General features: G+C 60.1%; 20 protein-coding genes, 1 tRNA gene and 1 pseudogene. 13 read left to right on the forward strand and 9 right to left on the reverse strand.

Annotated elements, in window-relative coordinates; all coding sequences use genetic code 11:
- Positions 1-872 (forward strand): MFS transporter (locus GZ093_RS13765; RefSeq protein ID WP_296486804.1); only part of this gene is annotated, 872 nt, incomplete at its 5' end.
- Here GZ093_RS13765 and GZ093_RS13770 read toward each other — a convergent pair.
- Together GZ093_RS13770 and GZ093_RS13775 are read right to left on the reverse strand one after the other, a co-directional pair.
- Positions 859-1,389: a nucleoside-diphosphate sugar epimerase gene (locus tag GZ093_RS13770; RefSeq protein WP_363260793.1), complete on the reverse strand. Its 531-nt coding sequence runs from the start codon at positions 1,387-1,389 to the stop codon at positions 859-861. The genes GZ093_RS13765 and GZ093_RS13770 overlap by 14 nt on opposite strands.
- Positions 1,390-1,447: 58 nt before the next feature.
- Positions 1,448-3,199 (reverse strand): DEAD/DEAH box helicase, encoded by a 1,752-nt coding sequence (locus GZ093_RS13775; protein ID WP_296486806.1) that lies wholly within the window; start codon positions 3,197-3,199, stop codon positions 1,448-1,450.
- A 374-nt stretch (positions 3,200-3,573) separates the two neighbouring features.
- On the opposite strand from GZ093_RS13775, the gene GZ093_RS13780 reads away from it, so the two are divergent.
- Entirely contained in the window at positions 3,574-5,787 is a 2,214-nt protein-coding gene (locus tag GZ093_RS13780; RefSeq protein ID WP_296486808.1) for a DUF1631 family protein, read from the forward strand.
- Between the two features lie 77 nt (positions 5,788-5,864).
- On the forward strand, positions 5,865-7,526 hold the full coding sequence (ettA, locus tag GZ093_RS13785; protein WP_296486809.1) for an energy-dependent translational throttle protein EttA: 1,662 nt from the start codon (positions 5,865-5,867) through the stop codon (positions 7,524-7,526).
- 42 nt (positions 7,527-7,568) lie between these two features.
- Here the strand turns inward: ettA and GZ093_RS13790 are convergent, their stop codons facing one another.
- The 3 genes and pseudogenes from GZ093_RS13790 to GZ093_RS13800 form a co-directional block, all read right to left on the reverse strand.
- A complete protein-coding gene (locus GZ093_RS13790; protein ID WP_296486811.1) occupies positions 7,569-8,369 on the reverse strand; it encodes a class I SAM-dependent methyltransferase in 801 nt (266 codons plus the stop codon).
- Positions 8,370-8,534: 165 nt separating this feature from the next.
- A pseudogene (locus tag GZ093_RS13795) lies at positions 8,535-9,383 on the reverse strand (DUF2520 domain-containing protein).
- Between the two features lie 89 nt (positions 9,384-9,472).
- A complete protein-coding gene (locus GZ093_RS13800; protein WP_296486813.1) occupies positions 9,473-10,669 on the reverse strand; it encodes an amino acid aminotransferase in 1,197 nt (398 codons plus the stop codon).
- Positions 10,670-10,874: 205 nt separating this feature from the next.
- Between GZ093_RS13800 and uvrB the strand changes: the two genes are divergently transcribed.
- The 10 genes from uvrB to GZ093_RS13850 all read left to right on the forward strand — a co-directional run bounded on the left by uvrB (position 10,875) and on the right by GZ093_RS13850 (position 19,380).
- The gene (gene uvrB, locus GZ093_RS13805; RefSeq protein WP_296486816.1) at positions 10,875-13,007 is read left to right on the forward strand and encodes an excinuclease ABC subunit UvrB; all 2,133 of its coding nucleotides are present in this window, start codon (positions 10,875-10,877) and stop codon (positions 13,005-13,007) included.
- A gap of 102 nt (positions 13,008-13,109) precedes the next feature.
- The gene (locus tag GZ093_RS13810; RefSeq protein WP_296486818.1) at positions 13,110-13,646 is read left to right on the forward strand and encodes a Fe-S cluster assembly transcription factor; all 537 of its coding nucleotides are present in this window, start codon (positions 13,110-13,112) and stop codon (positions 13,644-13,646) included.
- A 52-nt stretch (positions 13,647-13,698) separates the two neighbouring features.
- A complete protein-coding gene (locus tag GZ093_RS13815; RefSeq protein ID WP_296486820.1) occupies positions 13,699-14,919 on the forward strand; it encodes an IscS subfamily cysteine desulfurase in 1,221 nt (406 codons plus the stop codon).
- 87 nt (positions 14,920-15,006) lie between these two features.
- Positions 15,007-15,393, forward strand: a complete 387-nt coding sequence (iscU, locus tag GZ093_RS13820) for a Fe-S cluster assembly scaffold IscU (protein ID WP_296486821.1) — start codon at positions 15,007-15,009, stop codon at positions 15,391-15,393.
- A gap of 72 nt (positions 15,394-15,465) precedes the next feature.
- Entirely contained in the window at positions 15,466-15,789 is a 324-nt protein-coding gene (iscA, locus tag GZ093_RS13825; RefSeq protein WP_296486822.1) for an iron-sulfur cluster assembly protein IscA, read from the forward strand.
- On the forward strand, positions 15,786-16,319 hold the full coding sequence (gene hscB / locus GZ093_RS13830) for a Fe-S protein assembly co-chaperone HscB (RefSeq protein ID WP_296486825.1): 534 nt from the start codon (positions 15,786-15,788) through the stop codon (positions 16,317-16,319). Before iscA ends, hscB begins: the two co-directional genes overlap by 4 nt.
- A 25-nt stretch (positions 16,320-16,344) precedes the next feature.
- A complete protein-coding gene (hscA, locus tag GZ093_RS13835; RefSeq protein WP_296486827.1) occupies positions 16,345-18,222 on the forward strand; it encodes a Fe-S protein assembly chaperone HscA in 1,878 nt (625 codons plus the stop codon).
- 1 nt (position 18,223) lies between these two features.
- Complete coding sequence (gene fdx / locus GZ093_RS13840; protein WP_296486829.1) at positions 18,224-18,562, forward strand: ISC system 2Fe-2S type ferredoxin; 339 nt, start codon at positions 18,224-18,226, stop codon at positions 18,560-18,562.
- A gap of 2 nt (positions 18,563-18,564) precedes the next feature.
- Positions 18,565-19,266: a DNA polymerase III subunit epsilon gene (gene dnaQ / locus GZ093_RS13845; RefSeq protein ID WP_296486831.1), complete on the forward strand. Its 702-nt coding sequence runs from the start codon at positions 18,565-18,567 to the stop codon at positions 19,264-19,266.
- Positions 19,267-19,305: 39 nt separating this feature from the next.
- Positions 19,306-19,380, forward strand: a tRNA-Val gene (locus GZ093_RS13850).
- An 88-nt stretch (positions 19,381-19,468) separates the two neighbouring features.
- Here the strand turns inward: GZ093_RS13850 and GZ093_RS13855 are convergent.
- From GZ093_RS13855 to GZ093_RS13870, 4 genes are all read right to left on the reverse strand, one after another.
- Positions 19,469-21,094, reverse strand: coding sequence for an NAD(P)-binding protein (locus GZ093_RS13855; protein WP_296486833.1), 1,626 nt, complete (start codon positions 21,092-21,094; stop codon positions 19,469-19,471).
- A 62-nt stretch (positions 21,095-21,156) separates the two neighbouring features.
- Positions 21,157-22,146 carry a thiamine pyrophosphate-dependent enzyme gene (locus GZ093_RS13860; protein WP_296486835.1) on the reverse strand — a complete coding sequence of 330 codons (990 nt, stop codon included), beginning with the start codon at positions 22,144-22,146 and terminating at the stop codon, positions 21,157-21,159.
- An 11-nt stretch (positions 22,147-22,157) separates the two neighbouring features.
- On the reverse strand, positions 22,158-23,411 hold the full coding sequence (locus GZ093_RS13865) for a transketolase C-terminal domain-containing protein (protein WP_296486837.1): 1,254 nt from the start codon (positions 23,409-23,411) through the stop codon (positions 22,158-22,160).
- Positions 23,404-23,945: 2-oxoacid:acceptor oxidoreductase family protein (locus tag GZ093_RS13870; protein WP_296486839.1), on the reverse strand; the 542-nt coding region annotated here is incomplete at its 5' end. The genes GZ093_RS13865 and GZ093_RS13870, both read right to left, overlap by 8 nt.

Genomic DNA, 23,945 nt, shown 5'->3' on the forward strand with positions numbered 1-23,945 from the left:
TCTTTGCGGTGCTCTGCCTGAGCGCCTTGCTGACCGGTGGTGCTACGGGTGTGGCTGCCATCACGTTGCAGCGCCATGTCGGGCGCTCAGCGCAGAACACGACAGAGCTTAGAAAATTCTTCAGCTGGCTCTCCATCGGCCCGGCGGTGGCGAATTTTGTCGGTCCCATGGCGGCAGGATTGCTGATCGACTACAGCGGCTTTCGACTGACCTTCTTCTGCCTGGCCTTGCTGCCCCTTGCCACTTGGTTGTGGGTGCGCCGCACGCAGGAATTGCCGCCAGTGGTGCAGCAGGCGGGTGCCACTCGCGGCCGGGCCTGGGATTTGTTTCGGGAGCCCTTGATGCGGCGCCTGATGCTGGTCAACTGGCTGCTGTCCTCCTGCTGGGATGTACACACGCTGGTGGTGCCGGTATTGGGGCATGAGCGCGGTTTCAGTGCCTCGGTGATCGGCGCCATCCTGGCCGGTTTTGCGCTGGCGGCCACGCTGGTGCGGGTGGCGCTGCCGCTGTTGGCAGCGCGGGCGTCGGAGCGGGCGGTGGTGACCACTGCCATGGTCTGCACTGCGACGCTGTTTGCGGTCTATCCCCTGATGACGACCCCGCTGGCGATGGGCGCGTGTTCCGTTCTGTTGGGCTTGGCACTGGGCTCGGTACAGCCCATGATCATGAGCACTCTGCACCAGATCACGCCGGAGGCGCGCCATGGTGAAGCGCTCGGTCTGCGCATGATGAGCATCAACGCGTCGAGCGTGCTGATGCCGATGCTGTTTGGCACCGTCGGTGCGGTGGTGGGGGTGTCGGTCGTGTTCTGGACCGTGGGTCTCGCGGTAGGCGCCGGTGCCAGGGCGGCCTGGGGTCTCAGACTGACTTGATTGCCTGCATCTCACCCGAGCTTAGAACGCGCGTGCCGCGTTCGGTGTCGTGGACGGCGCTGAGCATGGCACTCGCGACTTGCGTGGCCGCAACCGGCCGGTAGTTGGCGGGAATCAGGGGTTTGAGGAGCGCCATGGCGAACAAGCCCAGCTTTTCTGCAGGACGGGCGGTTTGCGCCAGGGCGTCGCGGTCACCGCTCAGCAGCGACGGCCGGGCAATCACCAACACCGGGTAGCCCAGTTGGCTGACGGCTTGCTCCATCTCGCCCTTGACCCGGTTGTAGAACACCCGGGATGACGGGTCGGCACCCAGGGCGCTGACAACAGCTAATTTTGTAGCACCCAAAGCTTTACCGACGCGGGCTAGCGCCACAATAGCCTCAAAATCAAGCGCACGAAAGGCGGCTTGGCTACCCGCCACCTTGAGCGTGGTGCCGAGCGCAATAAAGACGTCGTCCACATGATCGATGCCCGGTAGCGCAGACAGCGTGGCGAAATCCGCCACGTGGCTGAACACTTTCGGGTGTTGGGGCGTCAACGCCCTGCGGCCCACACAGTGGACCGCCGCATAGCGCTTATCGGTTAAAAGAGCCGCGAGAACTGCCTGGCCCACGAGACCCGTTGCCCCCGCCAGCAAAGCCACCCGCGCCGCCGCCGGAGCGACCACCTGATCCCGCATAAGAACCTCCCGTGCGGTTGCCACCGCCAAAACCACCGCCGCCGCGGCGCGCGCCGCGTTCGGCCATCATGTCGACACTGGTACGCATCGGATCGGGTTGGCCCGATGGCGACCGCGACGGCGCCGGGTTGCCGCCGCCGTAACCACCCCCATTGCCGCCGCGTCCCTGCGAGGGGCGCTGGCCGGGGCTGCGCACGGCCTGTTCGGCGGCTGTTGCGTGACTGCGTGGTTCTGTCGAGGCGTAACTGCGCGGCTCAGCTGAGCGCTCTCCACCGCCATTTGCACCCCGACCGCCGCCGCCGCTTCGGCCACCACCGGCGCCACTGCGGCCACCGGGACGGCCACCGCGTTCAGCCTGCGGCCCCTTGCTTTCGCGTACGCGCTGCAGCATTTCGGTGCGTGCGTTTCTGGCCGCTGCCTGCATGACGTCGCGGCTCGGCGGCTTGCCCGCGCCACCCCAGATCGTCTGGCGACCCATGGCGATCGGCTCGGCCTGCTCGCCGGGCTCGGGCATGAAGCCTTCAATGATCTTGACTTCAATATCCTGCTTGGTGAAGCGCTCGATCGCCTGCATGAAGCCTTCTTCGTCCAGACACACCAGATTGACGGCAGCGCCATCGGCTCCGGCGCGCCCGGTGCGGCCAATGCGGTGCACGTAGTCTTCGCAGACGTTGGGGATGTCGTAGTTCACCACATGCGGCAGGTCATCGATGTCAATGCCGCGCGCGGCAATGTCGGTGGCGACCAGGGCGCGGATGTCGCCGCTCTTGAACCCGGCCAGCGCCTGGGTTCGCGCTGCCTGGCTTTTGTTGCCGTGCAGGGCCATGGCATTGATGCCGTTCTTGGTCAGAAATTCGGCCACGTTGTTGGCACCAAACTTGGTGCGGGTGAATACCAGCACCTGGCTCCAGTTGTGCTCCTGGATGATGTGCGCCAGCAACGCCTTCTTTTTGCCGCGACCGACCGGATGAATCAATTGCGTGATGCGCTGCACGGTGGTGTTGCGCGGCGTCACTTGAATGGTGAGCGGGCTCTTGAGCAGCGTGGCGGCGAGGTCGCGAATTTCTTCACTGAAAGTGGCCGAGAACAGCAGGCTCTGCTTGTCTTTGGGCACCACGGCAAGGACCTTCTTGACGTCATGGATGAAACCCATGTCGAGCATGCGGTCCGCTTCGTCGAGCACCAGCATTTGCACCTGGCCCAAATCGAGCACGCCCTGCTGCAGCAAGTCCAGCAAGCGGCCCGGCGTGGCCACCAGAATGTCCACGCCTTTTTTGACGCGGCTGATCTGCGGGTTCATGCCGACGCCGCCAAAAATGACGGTTGAGCTCAGCTCGACGTATTTACCGTAGGTCTGGACGGCTTCTTCGACCTGCGCGGCGAGTTCACGCGTGGGGGTCAATACCAGGGCCCGAATGCCGAGGCCGCCGAATTTGTTGCGCGGTGCTTCAGTCTGGCTCAGCTTGTGCAGCATGGGCAGCACAAAGGCGGCCGTCTTGCCGGTGCCGGTTTGAGCGCCGCCGAGCAGATCGTGCCCGTCAAGCACAGCCGGAATGGCTTGCGCCTGAATCGGCGTGGGGGTCTCGTAGCCTTGCTCAAGCACGGCTTTGATAATGGCCGGAGCCAAGTTTAGTTCTTCAAATTTCATGGTTTGGCGCCTATCCTGGGCGCTGTGGCATCGGCCTGCTCGGTGCTTGAAGCACTGAATCAGTCAAAGGCAGATGGGGTACAAAGGGTGAACGTTTGCGCGGGGCTTCGGTTCCCAGCAAGTTGCTGGCGTGGCGGGCAACTGACGCTCCGCAACTGCGCTATTGTCGCACGATCTGGACATTTGCCTATGGCATCATCCAATTCGATGAGTTGACACGTCCTAGGCCAGCCCCCTTGACTTCAGCAAATGGTCGTGTGGATTGTCAATCCAGAGGGATTCGAAACAGTCTGTTACCGCGACCGCCGACACGGGTTGGCAACAGGGAGAATCGGGTCGATAAATCAAATTTTTCGATGGGAGAGCCATTCTTGATGAAGAAATTTCTGCTTCGACGCATCGGCATGGTGCACGATCAGTCCAGTGGTCGCCCCTCCCTGAAGGACTGTCTGGAAGTGGTGTTGATGCAGGCCGATGACCTGATGGATGATGTGCTGGAGGGTTTGGCTGTAGCCGCCGCCACGCCGAAGAGCAAACGCTCTTTTGGCCAACATATTGCTGTCAGCAAAGCCGTCACTGATCTGCTGTGTATGCAGTCCGCAACCATCAAAGCCACTTTCAAAGCCCAACTGCAACATGGCTTGTACAACACCGGTTCCCAACAGAACTCGGCCCATGCGCTGTTGCGTTTTGACGATTTGCAGCAACTCGACGCTCACCAAATTGATGCCAGCATTGAATTTGCGATGGCACAGCAGGAGGTGACCCGCTGTGTCGATGACCAGCTCCCGGCCTTGAACGCACTGGTCAGCAGCATGCTGGGTTGGATTACGGTGCAGCCCCAGCTCAATCCACTGAAACCCGACGCTTTTGTGCGAGCGCTGCAGGCCAGCTTGGCTGAGCATGCGCCCGACGAGCAGGCGCGAGCAGCGCTCATTACGCCGACCGCAGGATTGCTGGGGGTAAGTCTGCGTCAGCTTTACCGTGAAGTCTGCAACTGGTTGCGTTCGCAAGGCATCGAGCCCGCCTCGCCCGTGGGTGCTTTGCCGGGTGGGCGTGCAGCGGCCGGAAAGGGCGCCGAGACTGCGGTGTCGCGCACCCTGGTGACGCTTGACAAACTGCGCCGGTTGCTTTCGGGCGAGCTTGATGCTGCGCAAGGCAACCCGGGCGCGCGGGATTTTCTGCACACGGTGCCCGCCTGCTATGACGCGCTGGAAGACATGAAGTTGATTGAGCCCATGATAAAGCGTCTGGCGCAGCGCGCGAGGCTGCCCGCGGGCCCAAGTGCGCCGGTAACGGCAGGCGCTCAGACGGTCGTGCGTGAGCCGACGCAGGGCAAACAGTTGGGCAAGCAACTGGGTGCCGAAGTTGTGCGACTGATGATTGAAAACCTGATGCAAGATGAAAGACTGCTGCGAGAAGTGCGTGCACTCATCAAGACGCTGGAGCCAGTGCTGTTGATGCTCTCTGAATCCGATCCCCGGTTTTTTAGCGAACGTCAGCATCCGGCGCGCCAGTTTCTGGACCGGCTGACACACCGCAGTCTGGGCTATGGCTCTGAAAATGATGACGGGTTTTACCGGTTCCTGGCGTCTGTTTCAGGGGCCGTTGGCGTTTTGACTGGCGGCGATGGCGATGCTGTATCGTTTGCCCAGGTGGGGAAACAGCTTGAAGCAGGTTGGGCTTTGGACGAGGCCGAGCAACGGCAACAACACGAAGAAGCTGCGCGCGCGTTGCTCCATGTGGAGCAAAGGAACTTGCTGGCGCAGCGGCTGACCACTGAGTTTCAGGAGCGGCAACAGGGCAAGCAGATCCCAGAGTTGGTGGGTGATTTTCTGCGTGGACCTTGGGCGCAGGTGGTGGCAGAGTCGCAATTGGGATGTGCCGATGGCAGCACTGACCCCGGCGGTTATCTGGCGCTGGTGGATGATCTGCTTTGGAGCGTCCAACCTCGGTTAACCCAACGCAACCAGGTCAGACTGGTGCAACTGGTGCCGGACCTGCTAGTCAAGTTGCGCCACGGACTGCAGCTGATTGGCTATCCGGACGAACGCATTCCGGTCTTGTTTGACGCCTTGATCACTTTGCATGAGAAAGCATTTGAAGGGCGCCGCCTGGCACCCGGTGCCAGTGCCGCAGGGTCGACGGCCCAGGCCACTGGGGACCGGTTGAATGGCGCCAGCTTGATGGATATGCCTGACGTGCTGGATACAGAGGGTCTTTGGGGCGCCGATGACGAATCCCAGGAATTTTCCTCTCTGGTGACTGACGTTCAGCCTTCATCGGATGCAGACGTTCAGCGCCCCTGGTCTGCGCAGGAGCTGAACCCGGGGGCTTGGGTGGAACTGATTGTCGATGATGTATGGCTGCGTGCGCAATTGACTTGGGCCAGTCCACACCGGACTCTGTTCATGTTTATTTCCCGCGGCGGCGTGGCACATTCGATGTCGCGACGTACCATGGAGCGCCTGAGGATGAGGGGCAGAGTCCGCTTCATTTCAGATGGTCATGTGGTTGACAACGCGCTTGATGCCGTGGCCCAGACGGCTCTGCAAAACGACCTGGGTCGGGCTGAGCAACAGCCTTAATCTAAGCGGGTGGCGGCGCGGTTCCGGGCGAAGCGTCGATAATGTCGGGTTTCCATTCAGAAATACCCGCACGACACATGGCTCAATACGTATTCTCCATGAACCACCTCGGCAAGATTGTTCCGCCGAAAAAGTTCATTCTCAAAGACATTTCCCTCAGCTTTTTCCCTGGCGCCAAGATTGGCGTACTCGGAACCAATGGTTCCGGAAAGTCCACCCTGCTCAAGATCATGGCCGGGGTCGACAAGGAGTTTGAAGGCGAAGCCATCCCGATGGCGGGCCTGAACATCGGCTACCTGCCACAAGAGCCGCAGCTCGACCCCGAACAGACGGTGCGCGAAAGCGTGGAAGCCGGCATGGGTGATGTGTTCAAGGCAAAAGCCCGGCTGGAAGAAATTTACGCGGCTTACGGCGACGAAAATGCAGACTTTGACGCGCTGGCCGAAGAGCAGGCCCGCATGGAAGCGATCATTGGCAGCACCGGTACCGACACCGAGCATCAGTTGGAGATTGCGGCCGACGCCCTGCGCCTGCCACCGTGGGAAGCCAAGGTCGGCTTGCTCTCCGGGGGCGAAAAGCGCCGGGTCGCCCTGTGCCGTCTGCTGCTGTCCAAGCCCGATATGCTGCTGCTCGACGAGCCCACCAACCACCTGGACGCCGAATCAGTGGACTGGCTGGAGCAGTTTTTGAAGCGCTACCCCGGCACCGTGGTGGCCATCACCCACGACCGCTATTTTCTGGACAATGCCGCCGAGTGGATTCTGGAACTCGACCGGGGTGCCGGTATGCCTTACAAAGGCAACTACAGCGCCTGGCTGGAGCAGAAGCAGGCGCGGCTTGAGCAGGAGCAAAAAGGCGAGGAATCCCGCGCCAAGGCCCTCAAGAAAGAGCTTGAATGGTCACGCCAGAACCCCAAGGCACGCCAGGCCAAGAGCAAGGCCCGTCTGGCCCGCTTTGAAGAACTGTCTGATTTTGAATACCAGAAGCGCAACGAAACCAATGAAATTTTCATTCCCGTGGCCGAGCGTCTGGGCAATGAAGTAATCGAATTCATCAATGTCAGCAAGGGCTTTGGTGACCGCGTGCTCATTGACAACCTGAGCTTCAAGGTGCCGGCCGGTGCCATCGTGGGCATTATTGGCCCTAACGGCGCGGGCAAGTCAACTCTGTTTCGCATGATCGCCGGCAAGGAAAAACCTGATAGCGGCGAAGTCAAGATTGGCTCGACCGTCAAGATGGCGTTTGTCGATCAAAGCCGCGATGACCTCGCCAATGAAAAGACCGTTTGGGAGGACGTCTCGGGCGGCCTTGACATCTTGAATGTTGGCAAGTTCCAGATGGCCAGCCGCGCCTATTGCGGGCGCTTCAACTTCAACGGTGCCGATCAGCAAAAGCGCGTCGGCACCTTGTCAGGCGGTGAACGCGGGCGCCTGCACCTGGCCAAGACGCTGATTGCCGGCGGCAATGTGCTGATGCTCGATGAACCGTCCAACGACCTGGATGTGGAAACCTTGCGGGCGCTGGAAGATGCCTTGCTGGAGTTTGCCGGTTCGCTCATGGTCATCAGCCATGACCGCTGGTTCCTGGACCGGATTGCCACGCACATCCTGGCTTGCGAGGGTGACAGCCAGTGGACCTTCTTTGACGGCAACTACCAGGAATACGAAGCAGACAAGCGCAAGCGTCTGGGTGAAGAAGGCGCCAAACCGCATCGCATGCGGTTCAAAGCGCTGAAGTAATCGCGGATGTAAGCGCCGGGGCTACCCGGCGCGCCGAAAACCTCAAGGCCTGGGGTTTTTGGTGGCGGTCACGACCTGGAAGTTGCCGAAGAACACGGTGCGGCGTTCACAGGTCACACCGCCCAGGGCTTCGAGTTGCTTGACCGGGTCATGTGAATCCCACAGCGCCAGGCCCAGCGGCTCGAACACCTTGAAGTAAGTCCAGCTCAGCGCACGCAGCACCCACAGCTCCGGCCGATGAAATTCGGCCAGGTACAGCTTGCCACCGGGGGTCAGGACGCGCATGGCTTCACTCAGGGCCTTGCCCTTGAGCTCGTGCGGCAACTCGTGCAGCAACAAAAACATCACATTGGCGTCCACCGATTCGTCCGGCTGCTTCATGGCGGTGGCATTCTCCTGCAAAAACTCGAGTTTTCCGGCGAACTCTGGCATTTTGCTGTTGGCATGCACCAGTTCGTTCTTGATGATGTCGGCAATCAGCACACGCTGCGCGCCTGATTTGACCGCAGCGGTGACCACACGCGGAATGACATTGCCAAACGCGCAGGACGTGATGAGCACTTTTTTGCCGCGCAAATCAGTGTGATGCAGGCCATTGGTAATCGTAGAGACCAGCCGGTCGTATTGAAAAAGCAGGATGGCGGCAATGATCGGCTGAAAATCGATGAGTTTGATCAACCGCATGTTCGAGTAAAGGGGGTAGACGTGGGCTGCAGGGTCTTGCGACCGACCCATCGCGCCGCGCACGATGAGGGTGCCGCGCGTCAGCGCGAAGAAGAAGAGGGCCGTGCTGGAAAGAACGACAAACACGCCAATAAAAACATATGAAAACCAGGCAGACATTGCTTTCCTTAGAGAGTCAAGAACAATGTTTAATCATAACTGACGGGTTTACCCGTAGCTCCCCGGAAGATTGACCTCGCTCAATAGATTGATCTTGAAGTGCCGATAAACCCTCACCGCTGCTGCTGGATGTGCGTGCCCAGCGCGCATTCGGTCAACTGGCCATCAAGAGCTGGCGGCCAGTTTGGCTGCCAGCTGACTGAGTGACCGGTAGGCCTCGCCTGCCGTGGCGTTCCACTGCGCGACCGCTTCTCCCTGGCGCTGCACGAGCGCCGTGTCGCCGCGGGCGGCTGGGCCGGTCAGGGCGCCAGCGGGGCCCAGTAGTAGCAGGTTGTCGACCGCGTTGTGCAGCAAGGTGCGGTTAAGCTACGTCGCCACCTCGGTGGGCATGCCGCTGCCCTGCCACAACTGCTGCGCCAGGTCTTGCAGTACTGGCAAAAAGTTGGTGGCAAACACGGCGCCGGCATGGTACAGCAGCTTGTGTTCGGCCGCGAGCCCAAAGCAGCGGGCGCCAAGGGATTCGAACGCAGGCTCCAGCGCGGTGAGTGCCAGCGGGTCTCCTTCCAGTGCGCAGGGCGTGCTTGCCAACTGCTGCAGCGCGGCGGTGGGGTCGGCAAAGCTGAGCAGGCAGTGCGCACTGGCCAGTTGCCAGCCGAGCTCGCGCAGCGGCGCCAGCTCGGCAGCGGCGAGTGCGCCGCTGCAATGAAAGGCGATGGTGCTTGGTTTGTCCGGGGCGGCCTGACCGGCCTTGGCCCGGCGGGTGACGGCTTTCGCCAGCGCGGCGGCCGTTTCTGCAATCTGCCCATCGGGCACCGCCAGCATCCACACATCGGCCGGACGTATCGCTGCCAGCACCGTCACCGCGCGACCGGCCCCGATGAAGGCCACCGCGTGCTCAGCCGATGCCAGCGAGCGCGTCAGCACATCCTGCACACAGAAAGCGCCGCTGCTGTGCCAGGCCCGGCCCAGTGTCTTGCCTACCCGACCGGCGCCAATGATGTTGATGGATTTCATGCCGGCAATGCTGTTGCTATAAAAAAATAGCTGCTTACGCCCGTTCTACGCGGGCTCAGCAGCTATTTTGTCTAAAGTTTTGGATAAACTCAGATCACCTTGGCAATCGACGCGCAGACGTAGTCAATGTTTTTGCTGTTGAGTGCCGCCACGCACATGCGGCCAGTGTCGGTGCCATAGACCCCAAATTCATTGCGCAGGCGAACCATCTGGTCCTTGGACAGGCCGGAGTAGCTGAACATGCCGATTTGCTGCGTGATAAAGCTCATGTCTTGCTTGATGCCGGCCGCTTTCAGGCCATCGACCAGCTTCTGGCGCATGGCCTTGATGCGCACGCGCATTTCGCCCAGCTCCTTTTCCCACAGGGCGCGCAGCTCGGGCGTACTCAGCACGGCGGTCACGATGGCGCCACCGTGGGTGGGTGGATTGCTGTAGTTGGTGCGAATCACAATCTTGAGCTGGCTCAGGACGCGAGCGGCTACTTCCTTGTCTTCACAGAGCACCGACAGGGCGCCGACGCGCTCGCCGTAGAGGCTGAAGCTCTTTGAAAAAGAGGTGGCGACCAAGAACAGCAGTCCAGCAGCGACAAATTTGCCGATGACCGCGCCATCTTCCTTCAGGCCGTAGCCAAAACCCTGGTAAGCCATGTCGAGGAACGGCACCAAATTTTTCGCCTTGACGACGGCAATCACCTGATCCCATTGAGCCGGGGTGATGTCATAGCCGGTCGGGTTGTGGCAGCACGCGTGCAGCACAACCACGGTGCCGGCGGCGGCGGCGTTCAGGTCGGCCAGCATGCCCGCAAAGTCAAGGCCGCGAGTGGCGGCATCGTAGTAACGGTAGGACTCTACCGTGAACCCGGCATTGGTGAACAGCGCGCGGTGGTTTTCCCAGCTCGGGTCGCTGATCAACACCTTGGCGTCAGGGGTGAGCTTCTTCAAAAAGTCAGCGCCCACCTTAAGGCCACCGGTGCCACCGAGCGCCTGAATCGTGGCGACGCGCCCGCCGTTGACCGGCTCGCTGTTAGCACCAAACACCAGGGCCTTCACGGCCGCGTCATAAGCAGCAATGCCGTCAATCGGCAGGTAGCCGTGGGGTTTGGGCGCATCCATCATGGCTTTCTCGGCTGCCAGCACACAGGCAAGCAGCGGTAGCTTGCCGTTGTCGTCAAAGTACACCCCCACGCCCAAGTTGACCTTGTTGGTGTTGGTGTCGGCATTGAATTGTTCGTTGAGACCCAGAATCGGGTCGCGCGGGGCCATTTCGACAGCGGAGAAGAGTGACATGACAAGTTCCTGTTGTGGGTGGATGAAGGGTTGAAAGCGACTGAAAGGAAGAGTGCAATTCTGGTTTACCCGTATTTTACAGATGGTTTTTCCGTCACCCGGGCCACATGGCGGGCGTGGCAAGCGCGCGATCGCGGCTTGGCCTGAACGTTTCGCGCCGATTGGATAACATGCTTGGTTAACCAGCCTGCCGAAACCCAACGTCATGTCCGCACCCACCCCGATTGCTCTTGCTTCTTATGACGACTCTGAACAGTCGCGCCCCGGCATCTTTGTGCGCTACCCCAACTCACCGTTCGAGTTGTATCAGCCCTATCCGCCAGCGGGCGACCAGCCCGAGGCGATCAACCAGCTGGTTGAAGGGGTGAACGACGGCGAGGTGTTCCAGATTTTGCTGGGTGTCACCGGCTCGGGCAAGACATTCACCATGGCCAATGTGATCGCCCGGCTGGGCCGCCCCGCCATCGTGTTTGCGCCCAACAAGACCCTGGCGGCGCAGCTCTACAGCGAATTCCGCGAGTTCTTCCCAAAAAATGCGGTCGAATACTTCGTCAGTTATTACGACTACTACCAGCCTGAAGCCTATGTGCCGCAGCGTGATCTGTTCATCGAGAAGGACTCGGCGATCAACGAGCACATTGAGCAGATGCGACTTTCGTGCACCAAAAGCGTGCTGGAGCGGCGCGACGTGGTGATCGTGGCCACGGTGTCTGCCATTTATGGCATCGGCCAGCCCGAGGCGTATCACAAGATGGTGATGACGCTGCGCGCGGGCGACAAGATGGGTCAGCGCGACATGATTGCCCAGTTGGTGCGCATGCAGTACCAACGTAACGATGTTGATTTCTCGCGTGGCGCGTTTCGGGTGCGTGGCGACACCATCGATATTTTTCCCGCTGAGCACAGCGAGATGGCGATTCGCGTCGAGCTGTTTGACGACGAGATCGAGTCGCTGCAACTGTTTGACCCGCTCACCGGGCGCATCCGCCAAAAGATTCCGCGCTTCACCGTCTACCCCAGCAGCCATTACGTCACGCCGCGCGAGCAGGTGCTGTCAGCGGTGGAGGCGATCAAGATCGAGCTGACTGATCGCATCAAGGAGTTCGTGTCACAGGGCAAGCTGGTGGAGGCCCAGCGCCTTGAACAGCGCACCCGGTTCGATCTGGAAATGCTCAGCGAGGTGGGGCACTGCAAGGGCATCGAGAACTATTCACGCCATTTGAGCGGCTCGGCCCCCGGTGAGCCGCCGGCCACCTTGACCGATTACCTGCCCAAGGACGCGCTGATGTTTCTGGACGAGTCGCACGTCTTAATCGGCCAGTTCGGTGCCATGTACAACGGCGACCGCTCGCGCAAGACCACGCTGGTCGACTATGGCTTCAGGCTGCCCAGCGCCCTGGACAACCGGCCGCTCAAGTTTGAAGAGTTCGAGGCCCGCATGCGTCAGGCCATCTTTGTCTCGGCAACGCCCGCCCAGTGGGAAAAAGACCACGCCGGCAAGGTTGTGGAGCAGTTGGTGCGCCCCACCGGCCTGGTTGACCCTGAGGTGGCGGTACGCCCGGCGGTGAACCAGGTTGACGATGTGCTGCAGGAAATTCGCATTCGCGTCGAAAAGCACGAGCGCGTGCTGATCACGACGCTGACCAAGCGCATGGCTGAGCAGTTGACCGACTATTTGAGTGACAACGGCGTCAAGGTGCGCTACCTGCACAGTGACATTGACACGGTGGAGCGGGTCGAAATCTTGCGGGATCTGCGCCTGGGCGCTTTTGATGTGCTGGTCGGCATCAACCTGTTGCGTGAAGGGCTGGACATACCCGAGGTATCGCTGGTGGCGATTCTGGACGCCGACAAGGAGGGTTTTTTGCGCTCCGAGCGCTCGCTGATCCAGACGATTGGCCGGGCCGCGCGCAACCTGGAGGGTCGCGCGATTTTGTACGCCGACAAGGTGACCGAGTCGATGAAAAAGGCCATCGGTGAGACCGAGCGGCGCCGCATCAAACAGGTGGCGCATAACCTGGCGCAAGGGATCACGCCGCGCTCAATCGTCAAACAGGTGAAGGATTTGATTGACGGGGTCTACAGTGAAAAGGCGGGGAAGGAGGCCGAAAAACTGGAGCGTGACGCAATGCAGCGGGCGCAAGTGGAAGATATGAGCGAGAAAGACGTTTCGCGCGAGATCAAGCGGTTGGAAAAGTTGATGATGGAACATGCGCGCAACCTGGAGTTCGAGAAGGCAGCCCGGGTGCGCGATCAGTTGGGGATTTTGAAGGAGCAGGCCTTTGGCGCGGCTGGCAGTGACAACCTGGCGGTCATCGCGTCTGTCGCAAGGCTCTAGAAAGATACTGATCAGTCTAATTACCTGAGTAAATCAGGTGGTTTATTGGTATACTCGACCTTGTTAGTCAACTAAGTACGATTCAGCTTCAAGGAGTATGCGATGCGTCTCACCACCAAAGGCCGTTTTGCGGTCACTGCGATGATTGATTTGGGTTTGCGCCAGAGCAACGGCCCCGTCACTTTGGCGGCGATCAGCCAGCGCCAGCAGATTTCGCTGTCCTATCTGGAGCAGTTGTTTGGCAAGCTGCGCCGCCATGAATTGGTGGAATCCACCCGTGGCCCCGGTGGCGGTTATACCCTGGCGAGAAGCCCGTCTGAGATCACGGTCGCTGAAATCATAACGTCGGTGGACGAACCGATTGACGCCACCCATTGCGCCGGCAAGGAAAATTGCCTGGGGGAAGGCGCGCGTTGCATGACGCACGACCTCTGGACTTCATTGAATACAAAAATGGTGGAGTTTTTGGACTCTGTCACGCTGCAAAAGCTGGTGGATGACCAATTGGCCAAGGGGATGCTAATTGAGGACAAACCAACGCTCAAACGTGCCATTTCCAACATGCCGACGATCAAGCCGATTCGTATGAACATACCGAATTCCGTATTTGCTTTGGGCAACGCGTTTTCAAAAGTGTAGTTCTGGCCGGTCGATAATTCAGTCCTTTCAAAATAGCAGCACCGAGCCCGCCATGGATACGACACCGCATTTCCCGATTTACATGGACTACAGCGCCACCAACCCCTGCGATCAGCGCGTGGTCGATGCCCTGGTTCCCTGGTTGCGCCAGCACTTTGGCAACCCGGCGTCCCGCAGCCACGCCTGGGGCTGGGAGGCAGAAGCCGCCATCGAGAAGGCGCGGGAGCAGGTGGCGGCTCTGGTGGGTGCAGACCCGCGCGAGATTGTCTGGACTTCGGGTGCGACCGAGTCCGATAACCTGGCGCTCAAAGGCGCAGCGCATTTCTACCAGACCAAAGGCAAGCACATCATCACGGTCAAGACCGAGCACAAAGCCGTGTTGGATACCTGTCGCGAGTTGGAGCGCCAGGGCTTCGCCGTGACTTATCTGGATGTGCAGGAAGACGGCCTGGTCAATCTTGACGTGTTCAAAGCCGCCATCCGGCCAGACACCATCTTGGCGAGCGTCATGTTCGTCAACAATGAAATTGGCGTCATTCAAGACATCGCCGCCATCGGCACGATTTGCCGCGAAAAAGGCATCATTTTCCATGTCGATGCGGCACAAGCGACGGGCCGGGTTGAGTTTGACCTGAGCCAGTTGCCGGTCGATTTGATGAGCCTGACCGCGCACAAGACCTACGGCCCCAAGGGCATCGGCGCCTTGTTTGTGCGGCGCAAACCACGCATCCGCATCGAGGCGCAGATGCACGGCGGTGGTCATGAGCGCGGCATGCGTTCGGGCACCTTGCCAACGCACCAGATCGTCGGCATGGGCGAGGCCTACCGCATTGCCAAAGAAGAAATGGCGGGCGAAAACATCCGCATCAAGGCGCTGCACGACCGCATGCTGGCGGGCTTGAAAGATGTCGAACAGGTGTTCATCAACGGCCACCTCGAAAAGCGTGTGCCACACAACCTCAACATGAGCTTCAACTATGTCGAGGGCGAGTCCTTGATGATGGGCATCAAGGGCTTGGCGGTGTCCAGCGGGTCAGCCTGTACGTCGGCGTCTCTGGAGCCCAGCTATGTGCTGCGCGCCCTGGGTCGCAGTGACGAACTGGCGCACAGCAGTCTGCGCATGACGATTGGCCGTTGGACCACCGAAGAAGAAATCGACTATGCGGTGGAGACCATCAAGGTCAATGTTGCCAAGTTGCGTGACTTGAGTCCGTTGTGGGATATGTACAAAGAGGGCATCGATATATCCACGATTCAGTGGGCAGCCCACTAAAGCGCGTCACCAAAATGTGCCAACCTTTGTCTCGGCCTGACGCATGTGTGGCTTAGCGGTTCAACGAATTTAAGCAGGAAATACAAAATGGCCTATTCAGAAAAAGTGATTGATCACTACGAGAATCCCCGCAACGTCGGCTCCTTTGACAAAGGCGATGAGTCGGTCGGCACCGGCATGGTCGGAGCCCCTGCCTGCGGCGACGTGATGAAGTTGCAGATCAAGGTGAACCATGAAACCGGCATCATTGAAGACGCCCGCTTCAAGACCTATGGCTGTGGCTCGGCCATCGCCTCCTCGTCCCTGGTGACGGAATGGGTCAAAGGCAAAACGCTGGACCAGGCCGCAGCGCTTAAGAACAGCGAAATCGCCGAAGAGCTGGCCTTGCCGCCGGTCAAGATCCACTGCTCCATTCTGGCCGAGGATGCCATCAAGGCGGCGGTCGACGACTACCGTAAAAAGCACATCCAATAGCCTGTGGGACAGCCTGCCCTGACGCAGAGCGAACCGGTTCTGTCCTCCATTGACCAATAAGCGAAATAAATAATGGCTGTAACGCTAACTGAAGCTGCTGCCCGCCACGTCAGCCGCTACCTTGTCAAACGCGGCAAGGGCGTGGGCGTGCGCCTGGGCGTCAAGACCACGGGCTGCTCGGGCCTGGCCTACAAGCTGGAGTATGTGGACGCGATTGAACCCGAAGACCTGGTGTTTGAGGGTCATGGCGTCAAGGTGCTGATCGAGCCCAAGAGTTTTGCTTATCTGGACGGCACTGAGCTCGATTTTGTGCGCGAGGGGCTCAATGAAGGCTTCAAGTTCAACAACCCCAGAGAGCGTGATCGCTGCGGCTGCGGCGAGTCGTTTCGGGTGTGAATCTCCAGTCCAACGATTTCGAGCTGTTTGGCCTGGCGCCCCAATTTGCGCAAGACCGTGCGGCGGTTGACGCGCGCTGGAAAGACCTGCAACGCCAAGCACACCCGGACAAGTTCGCTGCCCAGGGCGCTAGCGCCCAGCGTGTCGCCATGCAGTGGTCGGTGCGCATCAACGAGGCCTACCAGCGGCTCAAAGACCCACTCAAACGCGCCGCTTACCTGTGTGAATTGCACGGTGCTGCGGTGAATGCAGAGAACAACACCGCCATGGCGCCTGAGTTCCTGATGCAGCAGATGGACTGGCGTGAAGCGCTCGATGACGCCAAAAGCCTCTCGGATTTGGATGAATTGGGCCGCCAGGTCACGCTGGCTATGCGTGATGAGCTATTAAAATGCGAGCATCTTCTGGACCAGCAACAGGACTATCTGCAGGCGGTGCAGCAGGTGAGGGCGCTGATGTTCATCGAGCGCTTCGAACGTGATGTGCACGCCCGCCTGGACCAGATGGACCTGCCCGAGCAGGGACAATAGGCGCTTCTTTTCAGAAATACGACCCATGGCGTTATTGCAGATATCCGAACCCGGCCAAAGCCCCAATCCCCATCAGCGACGCATTGCCGTCGGCATTGACCTGGGCACCACCCATTCACTGGTCGCCTGCGTGCGCCACGGCGTCGCCGAATGCCTGGCCGACGCGCAGGGCCGCGTGATTTTGCCCTCGGTGGTGCGTTATCTCGCGGGCGGTGGTCGGCAAATCGGCTCGGAGGCGCAAACGGCGCTCGCGCTTGACCCGGTCAATACCATCGCCTCGGTCAAGCGCTTCATGGGGCGTGGTTTGCCGGATGTCGTTGGCGCGCAGAAGCTGCCCTACCAATTTATCGATCACCCCGGCATGCTGGCCTTGCAGACGGTGCAGGGCGAAAAGTCGCCCGTCGAGGTCAGTGCCGACCTCTTGGCCACCTTGCGCTACCGCGCTGAAGACACCTTCGATGACGATCTGTACGGCGCCGTGATCACGGTGCCCGCCTATTTTGACGACGCGCAGCGCCAGGCCACCAAAGACGCGGCCAAACTGGCGGGTCTCAATGTGCTGCGCCTCATCAATGAACCCACGGCGGCGGCGATTGCCTACGGTCTGGACAACGCCAGCGAAGGCGTTTACGCCATTTACGATCTGGGCGGCGGCACCTTTGACATTTCGATCTTGCGGCTGACCCAAGGTGTTTTTGAAGTCGTGGCAACGGGCGGCGACTCGGCCTTGGGTGGCGACGATTACGATCACGCGCTGGCCGATTGGGTGCTGGCGCAGACCGGTGCGCAGGTGCACAGTGCCACCGACAAGGCCGCGCTCAAAGTAGCAGCACGAGCCTGCAAGGAAGCGCTGACCACTTCAAATACAGTAGCTATAAATGCAGACCTGACGGGGGCTAAGCTACTATTTGATGTAAATATTGCGCAATTTGAGGCTGCCACCCACAGTCTGACCGCACGCACCTTGCGCTGCGTGCGCCAGGCCTTGCGCGATGCGAAATTGAGCGTCGCTGAGGTCAAGGGCGTGGTGATGGTCGGCGGCTCCACCCGCATGCCGCAAATCCAGCAGGCCGTGGCCCAATTTTTTGGCCGCGCACCCTTGAATAACCTCAACCCGGATGAGGTGGTGGCCCTGGGTGCTGCCATTCAGGCCAACCAGTTGGCCGGCAATAATGCCGGGGGCGACTTGCTGCTGCTCGATGTGATCCCTTTGTCACTTGGTATCGAGACCATGGGCGGGCTGGTCGAGCGCATCGTGCCGCGCAACGAGACCATTCCGAGCGCCAAGGCACAGGACTTCACCACCTACCAGGACGGTCAAACCGCGCTGGCGCTGCATGTGGTGCAGGGTGAACGGGACCTGGTGGCCGATTGCCGCAGTCTGGCGCGCTTTGAGTTGCGCGGCTTTGCGCCGATGGTGGCGGGCGCGGCGCGCATCCGCGTCACCTTCACGGTCGACGCCGACGGACTCTTGAGCGTCAGCGCGCGCGAGCAGCTCAGCGGGGTTGAGGCGCACATTGATGTCAAGCCGTCTTACGGGCTGGGCGATGAGCAGATTGCCCGGATGTTGCAAGACAGCTTCACCACGGCCGCAGCCGATATGCAGGCCCGCGCGCTGGTTGAAGCCCGCGTCGATGCCGATCGGATGCTGCTGGCGACCCAAAGTGCCTTGGCGGGCGACGCCGACTTGCTCAGTGCCACCGACCTGACCGCGATTGATGCCTTGATGGCCGCCGTGCGCGCCACGCTGGCGCTGCCAGAGGCGGCCAGGATCGAAGCGGCGACGCAAGCGCTGGCCAAAGGCACCGAGGCCTTTGCCGCCATGCGGATGAACCGGGGCATTCAAACGGCCTTGGCCGGCAGAAACATCGCCACGGTCTGCCCCCCATTCAAAGAGAACTAACATGCCCGTCATCAAGATACTGCCGCACCCCGAATATTGCCCGCAGGGCTTAGAGATATCGGCCCCGGCTGGCACCTCGATTTGTGAGGCCATGCTGGACCACCACATTCACATCGAGCACGCCTGCGAGATGAGCTGCGCCTGCACCACCTGCCACGTCATCGTGCGTCAGGGCTTCGAATCGCTCAATGAAGTGGATGAGAATGAAGAGGACATGCTTGATCGCGCCTGGGGTCTGGAGCCCCAGTCACGTTTGAGTTGCCAGGCCATCCTGGCGCAACACGATGTGTTGGTGGAGATACCCAAATACTCCGTCAACCATGCCAAGGAGAACCATTAGCCATGCGTCAAATCTTTCTCGATACCGAAACGACCGGTTTGTCCTTTGAGAACGGCGACCGCATCATTGAAATTGGCTGTGTTGAGCTGTTCAAGCGCAAGCTCACCGGTAACAACAAGCATTTCTACCTGAATCCCGGGCGCGAAAGCCACGAAGAGGCGCTGCGGGTGCACGGTATCACCTCTGCGTTTCTGCAGGATAAACCGAAATTTGAAGCCGTGGTCGATGAACTGCTGGAGTACGTCAAGGACGCCGAGATCATCATCCACAACGCACCCTTTGACCTGGGATTTCTGAACAAGGAACTGGCCTTGCTGGGGCGCCCCCACTTCAGGGAATGTGTGAGCAGCGTGACGGACACGCTGGTGATGGCCAAGGAAATGTTCCCCGGCAAGCGCAATTCGCTCAATGCGCTGTGCGATCGCCTCGGTGTGGACAATTCGGGCCGTGCCCTGCACGGCGCCTTGCTCGATGCCGAGCTGCTGGCCGATGTCTACATCAACCTGACGCGTGGGCAAGATGCCTTGCTGATGGACGCTGGCGCGCCTGAGACCCAGGGGTTGCAGATTGTGCAAATCGACCTGAGCCGCGTCGCGTTGCCGGTGTTGGCAGCGAACGACCAGGAGGCGGCCGCGCATGATGAAGTTCTCAAACAGATTGACAAAGCCTGTGGCAACAAGACGGTGTGGCGCAAATCGGCCTGAAAATAAGGCATAATTCAAAGCTTTCCTGAATCGAATTCAGGGCGGTTAGCTCAGGGGTAGAGCATCGCACTCACACTGCGAGGGTCGGAGGTTCGAAGCCTCCACCGCCCACCAAAATGTAAAGAGGGACTTGACCAACTGGCCAAGTCCCTTTTCCATTTATTGCATCCGGTGCAGCCCGCCGGACGCTGAGCTCCAGCCTTCAAATATCTTCCGGCACCATCTTGATGGAGCCACAAGGGCATTCAGCGACGCAAATGCCGCAGCCTTTGCAATAGTCGTAGTTGAAGTCAAAACCCTTGCCAGGACCGTGCTTGATGACCGCGTTGTCTGGGCACACGCCGTAGCAGTTGTCGCATTCAAAACAGTTGCCGCACGAGAGGCAGCGGCGCGCCTCAAACAGGGCCGTGCTCTCGTCCAGACCGCCTTGCACTTCCTCAAAGGTCGATTGACGGCGGATGATGTCGAGCATCGGGCGCACCGTCTTGGGTGCGTCGCTGTAATACCAGGTGTTGAGCTTGTCAAAGCTGGCCAACTCACTCTTGGGTGGCGCCGCATAGACTTCAGCTCGGAGCCATGCGTCGATATTGCGCGCCGCCTTCTTGCCATGCCCAATGGCCACCGTGACGTTGCGTTCGGCCGGAATCATGTCGCCACCGGCGAAGATACCTGCGTGACCGGTCATCATCTGGTTGTCAACCACCACCACGCCGTCCTTGACCACCAGACCGGGTACACCTTCAATCAGCGACAGGTCCACGTCCTGGCCGAGTGCCAACACCAGGGAGTCGGCTTCCAGGGTTTCAAACTCGCCCGTCGGTTGTGGAAAGCCCTTGTCGTCGAGCGCCATTTTTTCCACGGTAATGGACGATTCACCCGCCTGCTTGATGGTGGACAACCACTTGATCATCACGCCTTCTTGCAGCGCTTCTTCCACTTCGAGGTCGCTGGCGGGCATTTTTTCGCGGTTGCGCCGGTAGACGATGATCGACTCGGTGGCGCCCAGCCGCTTGGCAGTGCGTGCCACGTCAATGGCCGTGTTGCCACCGCCATAAATAATGACGCGCCGGCCCAGCATCGGCTTGTCTTCGCCCTCCATGGAGCGCAGCACCGACACGGCATCGAGCACCTTGGCCGAGTCGCCGGCCGGAATGTAGGCACGCTTGGCAATGTGGGCGCCAACGGCCAGAAAGACCGCGTCAAAACCGCCCTGTTCCTTGGCTTGCAGGACGTTGCTGACCTTGGTGTTGTATTCAATCTTCACGCCAAGATCCACAATGCGCTGCACTTCGGCGTCGAGCACCTGACGTGGCAAGCGGTATTGAGGAATACCAAAACGCATCATGCCCCCTGGCATGGGGCCGGCTTCAAACACCGTGACTTGATGGCCCAGGCGCGCGAGTTGATAGGCCGCCGACAAGCCCGACGGGCCAGCGCCCACCACCAATACCTTTTTTCCCGACAGCAATGCGGGCTGATTGAACTTCCAGCCCAGCGCAATCGCTTCATCGCCCAGAAAACGCTCCACCGAATTGATGCCGACAGGGGCGTCGAGCTGAGCGCGATTGCAGACTTTTTCACAGCTGTGGTAGCAGACCCGGCCCATGATGGCGGGAAACGGATTGTGTTCGACCAGCTCGCGCCAGGCTTTTTCATAGTCGCCCGATTCGGCATGAAACAGCCAAGCCTGAATATTCTCACCCGCCGGGCACTGGTTGTTGCAGGGCGGGATGCGGCTCAGATAGACCGGCCGCTCGGTGCGCCAGGAGCCGGTGTGGTTGGCCAGCGAGCTGCCGACGTCCAATGTGATTGCAAATGGTTTTTCCAAAATGTTCTCCTTGCGGGACAGACCGCAGCTACACAGCGTGAGCCAGTTCTGTCCCCAACTGATTAGTCCAGCAGGCCAAAACGGCGGATATTACGGTCGGCGCGGGCTTGCAGCCGTGCGATGGTTTCAAGGTCAGGGGTTTTGCCAAACAAGTGGGCAAATCGCTTTTGCGGCTTCAGGTAATCCTCGATCGGCACCTGGCGACGGATTTTTGCCACGCCCGTGACCTCGCCACGCTCGGCTTCGAACACCGGGAATACGCCACTCTCCACCGCCAGCCGGGCCAGCTTGATGGTGTCGTGGGAGGCGGCGCCCCAACCCAGCGGGCAAGGCACAAAGATGTGGATGTAGCGCGCACCGTGCATCGACATGGCTTTCGTGACCTTGTATTCCAGATCCCGCAGGTCGGCCACGGTGGCGGTGGCTACATAGGGGATTTCATGCGCCATGGCGATCTGTGGCACATTTTTTCCCTGGCCAAATTCATTGCCCGGGTGCGGTCCCACCGGCATCGTGGTCGCCGTCCGCGCGGCGGGTGGCGTGGCCGATGAGCGCTGTACGCCGGTGTTCATGTAGGCCTCGTTGTCGTAGCAGATATAAAGCACATCGTCGTTGCGCTCAAACATGCCCGACAGACAGCCAAAGCCGATGTCGGTGGTGCCGCCGTCACCGCCTTGGGCGACCACCCGCACGTCATGCCTTCCCTTGACGCGCATGGCCGCGGCGATGCCGGTCGCCACCGCCGCCGTGTTGCCAAACAGCGAGTGAATCCAGGGCATTTGCCAGGAGGTTTCGGGGTAGGGGGTAGAGAACACCTCCAGGCAACCGGTCGCATTGGCCGCGATCAACTGGCCGTTGGTGGCCTGCATGGCGGCGTCAATGGCGTAACGCGCACCAAGTGCTTCGCCGCAGCCCTGACAGGCGCGGTGGCCGGAGTTGAGCGAGTTGCTGCGCTGGGTGTTGGCCTGCACGCTTCGTTGCTCGGGTGCGAGCAGGCGGTTGCCGACGGTAAAGGTGCCGGTTTGATAAAACTTGACTACAGTCTGTTCCATGAGTTTGTCCCTTAGCCAATGCTTGACGACACTGTGCCGATGTCGCGCAGAATGCCCTCGGCCACCGGGCCGGAGCGACGCTGTTTCTTCTCGCGTTCGAGCACGCGGTTGACGATGTCCCAGTCCAGGTCCAGAAAGGTCAGCAATTCAAGCTTGTCGTCAATGGCATCGAGCAGCAACTTGTTCAGGGAGGCCTTGGTGATGGCCCGTCCGCCCAAGCCGGCGACCACCGTGAGCACGGGTTGGGGCCGGTTGCGCACGGCGCTGCGCACATCGCGTGACACGATGCCGCCAATGCCCACGGCAAAGCATTTTTCGATGACCACGATGCGCTTGGCGTTCGCGGTGGCATCCCGAATGGCGTTGATGGGGAACGGGCGATAGGAGGTAATGCCGAGCACGCCGATCTTGATGCCCTGGTTGCGCATGTCATCCACGGTGTCTTTGATGGTGCCCAGTACCGAGCCCAGCGCAATCACGATGGTTTCGGCGTCTTCCAGCCGGTAGGTCTTGATCAAGCCGCCGGAGTCGCGGCCAAAAATCTGCTTGAATTCCTCGGCAATTTGCGGAATCAGGTCGAGCGCCTGCATCTGCTTGGCGTGCGCCAGGTAACGCACCTCGGTAAATGCCTCGGGGCCGACCATGGCGCCTATCGTGACGGGTTCGTTCGGGTCGAGCACCTGCCGCGGCTCGTAAGGCGGCAAGAACCGATCGACCTGGGCCTGATCGGGCACATCGACGCGCTCGTAGGCGTGCGTCAGGATAAAACCGTCCATGCACACCATCACCGGCAGCGACAACTCCTCGGCAATCTTGAAAGCCTGGATGTGCAGATCCAGTGCTTCCTGATTGGTCTCGGCAAAAATCTGCAGCCAGCCGGCATCGCGCATCGACATGCTGTCGGTGTGGTCGTTCCAGATATTGATCGGCGCACCAATCGAGCGGTTCGCGACCGTCATGACAATTGGCAAGCCCAACCCGGAGGCGTTGTAAACCGCTTCTGCCATGAACAGCAGGCCTTGACTGGCCGTGGCGGTATAGGCGCGTGCGCCCGCCGCCGAGGCGCCGATGGCCACGCTCATGGCGGCAAACTCGGATTCGACGTTGATGAACTCACAGCGCTCCAGCGCGCCGGACTTCACCATCTCGCCCAGGCCTTCCACAATGTGGGTTTGCGGTGAAATCGGGTAGGCACAAATGACTTCGGGGCGGCTCATGGCAACCGCCAGGGCCACGGCATGCGAGCCTTCACATTGTTTAAGCATGGTAGGCCTCCCTTTTTGCGGTGTGTTGTTTGACTATTTCGTAGGCCTCCCGAGCAGCATCCTGGTTGCCCTGCGCGACCGCGCCTTTGAATTTTTGACTGATGGCGGCCTGCACGGCGTCGAGCGTGATGAGTCCAGTCGCAGCGGCGAAGGCCCCTAGTAGCGGCACGTTGGGTACTGGGCGCCCGACGTATTTGATGGACAGTTCGGTCGCGCCAACCGTTAATAAATGGTCGCGTTGGAAGTCCCTGACGAACTCGCCCAAACCTAATTCCTGGAATGTGCGGGTGGTATTGATCAGGATGTAGCCATCTTTCTTGAGACCGCTGAACACATCGACCTGGTTCAGCAAGGTGGGGTCCTGAATGATGATGGCATCGGGCTCCATGACCGGTTCACGCAGGCGGATTTCATGGTCGTCCATGCGGCAGTAAGCCACCACGGGCGCGCCGGTGCGCTCTGAGCCAAAGCTGGGAAAGGCCTGCGCGTGCCGACCTCCTAAAAAACCTGCAATAGAGAGCATTTCTGCGCCGG

Origin of the sequence: Rhodoferax sp. (assembly GCF_010365055.1) — a bacterium.
In the GTDB taxonomy this organism is placed as follows: domain Bacteria; phylum Pseudomonadota; class Gammaproteobacteria; order Burkholderiales; family Burkholderiaceae_C; genus Rhodoferax.

What these genes read in the sequence shown, in the direction of transcription:
- GZ093_RS13775 (WP_296486806.1), bottom strand. Translation starts at nt 3,199, where the DNA reads ATGAAATTTGAAGAACTAAACTTGGCTCCGGCCATTATCAAAGCCGTG.
- GZ093_RS13780 (WP_296486808.1), top strand. Translation starts at nt 3,574, where the DNA reads ATGAAGAAATTTCTGCTTCGACGCATCGGCATGGTGCACGATCAGTCC.
- ettA (WP_296486809.1), top strand. Translation starts at nt 5,865, where the DNA reads ATGGCTCAATACGTATTCTCCATGAACCACCTCGGCAAGATTGTTCCG.
- GZ093_RS13790 (WP_296486811.1), bottom strand. Translation starts at nt 8,369, where the DNA reads ATGTCTGCCTGGTTTTCATATGTTTTTATTGGCGTGTTTGTCGTTCTT.
- GZ093_RS13800 (WP_296486813.1), bottom strand. Translation starts at nt 10,669, where the DNA reads ATGTCACTCTTCTCCGCTGTCGAAATGGCCCCGCGCGACCCGATTCTG.
- uvrB (WP_296486816.1), top strand. Translation starts at nt 10,875, where the DNA reads ATGTCCGCACCCACCCCGATTGCTCTTGCTTCTTATGACGACTCTGAA.
- GZ093_RS13810 (WP_296486818.1), top strand. Translation starts at nt 13,110, where the DNA reads ATGCGTCTCACCACCAAAGGCCGTTTTGCGGTCACTGCGATGATTGAT.
- GZ093_RS13815 (WP_296486820.1), top strand. Translation starts at nt 13,699, where the DNA reads ATGGATACGACACCGCATTTCCCGATTTACATGGACTACAGCGCCACC.
- iscU (WP_296486821.1), top strand. Translation starts at nt 15,007, where the DNA reads ATGGCCTATTCAGAAAAAGTGATTGATCACTACGAGAATCCCCGCAAC.
- iscA (WP_296486822.1), top strand. Translation starts at nt 15,466, where the DNA reads ATGGCTGTAACGCTAACTGAAGCTGCTGCCCGCCACGTCAGCCGCTAC.
- hscA (WP_296486827.1), top strand. Translation starts at nt 16,345, where the DNA reads ATGGCGTTATTGCAGATATCCGAACCCGGCCAAAGCCCCAATCCCCAT.
- fdx (WP_296486829.1), top strand. Translation starts at nt 18,224, where the DNA reads ATGCCCGTCATCAAGATACTGCCGCACCCCGAATATTGCCCGCAGGGC.
- dnaQ (WP_296486831.1), top strand. Translation starts at nt 18,565, where the DNA reads ATGCGTCAAATCTTTCTCGATACCGAAACGACCGGTTTGTCCTTTGAG.
- GZ093_RS13860 (WP_296486835.1), bottom strand. Translation starts at nt 22,146, where the DNA reads ATGGAACAGACTGTAGTCAAGTTTTATCAAACCGGCACCTTTACCGTC.
- GZ093_RS13865 (WP_296486837.1), bottom strand. Translation starts at nt 23,411, where the DNA reads ATGCTTAAACAATGTGAAGGCTCGCATGCCGTGGCCCTGGCGGTTGCC.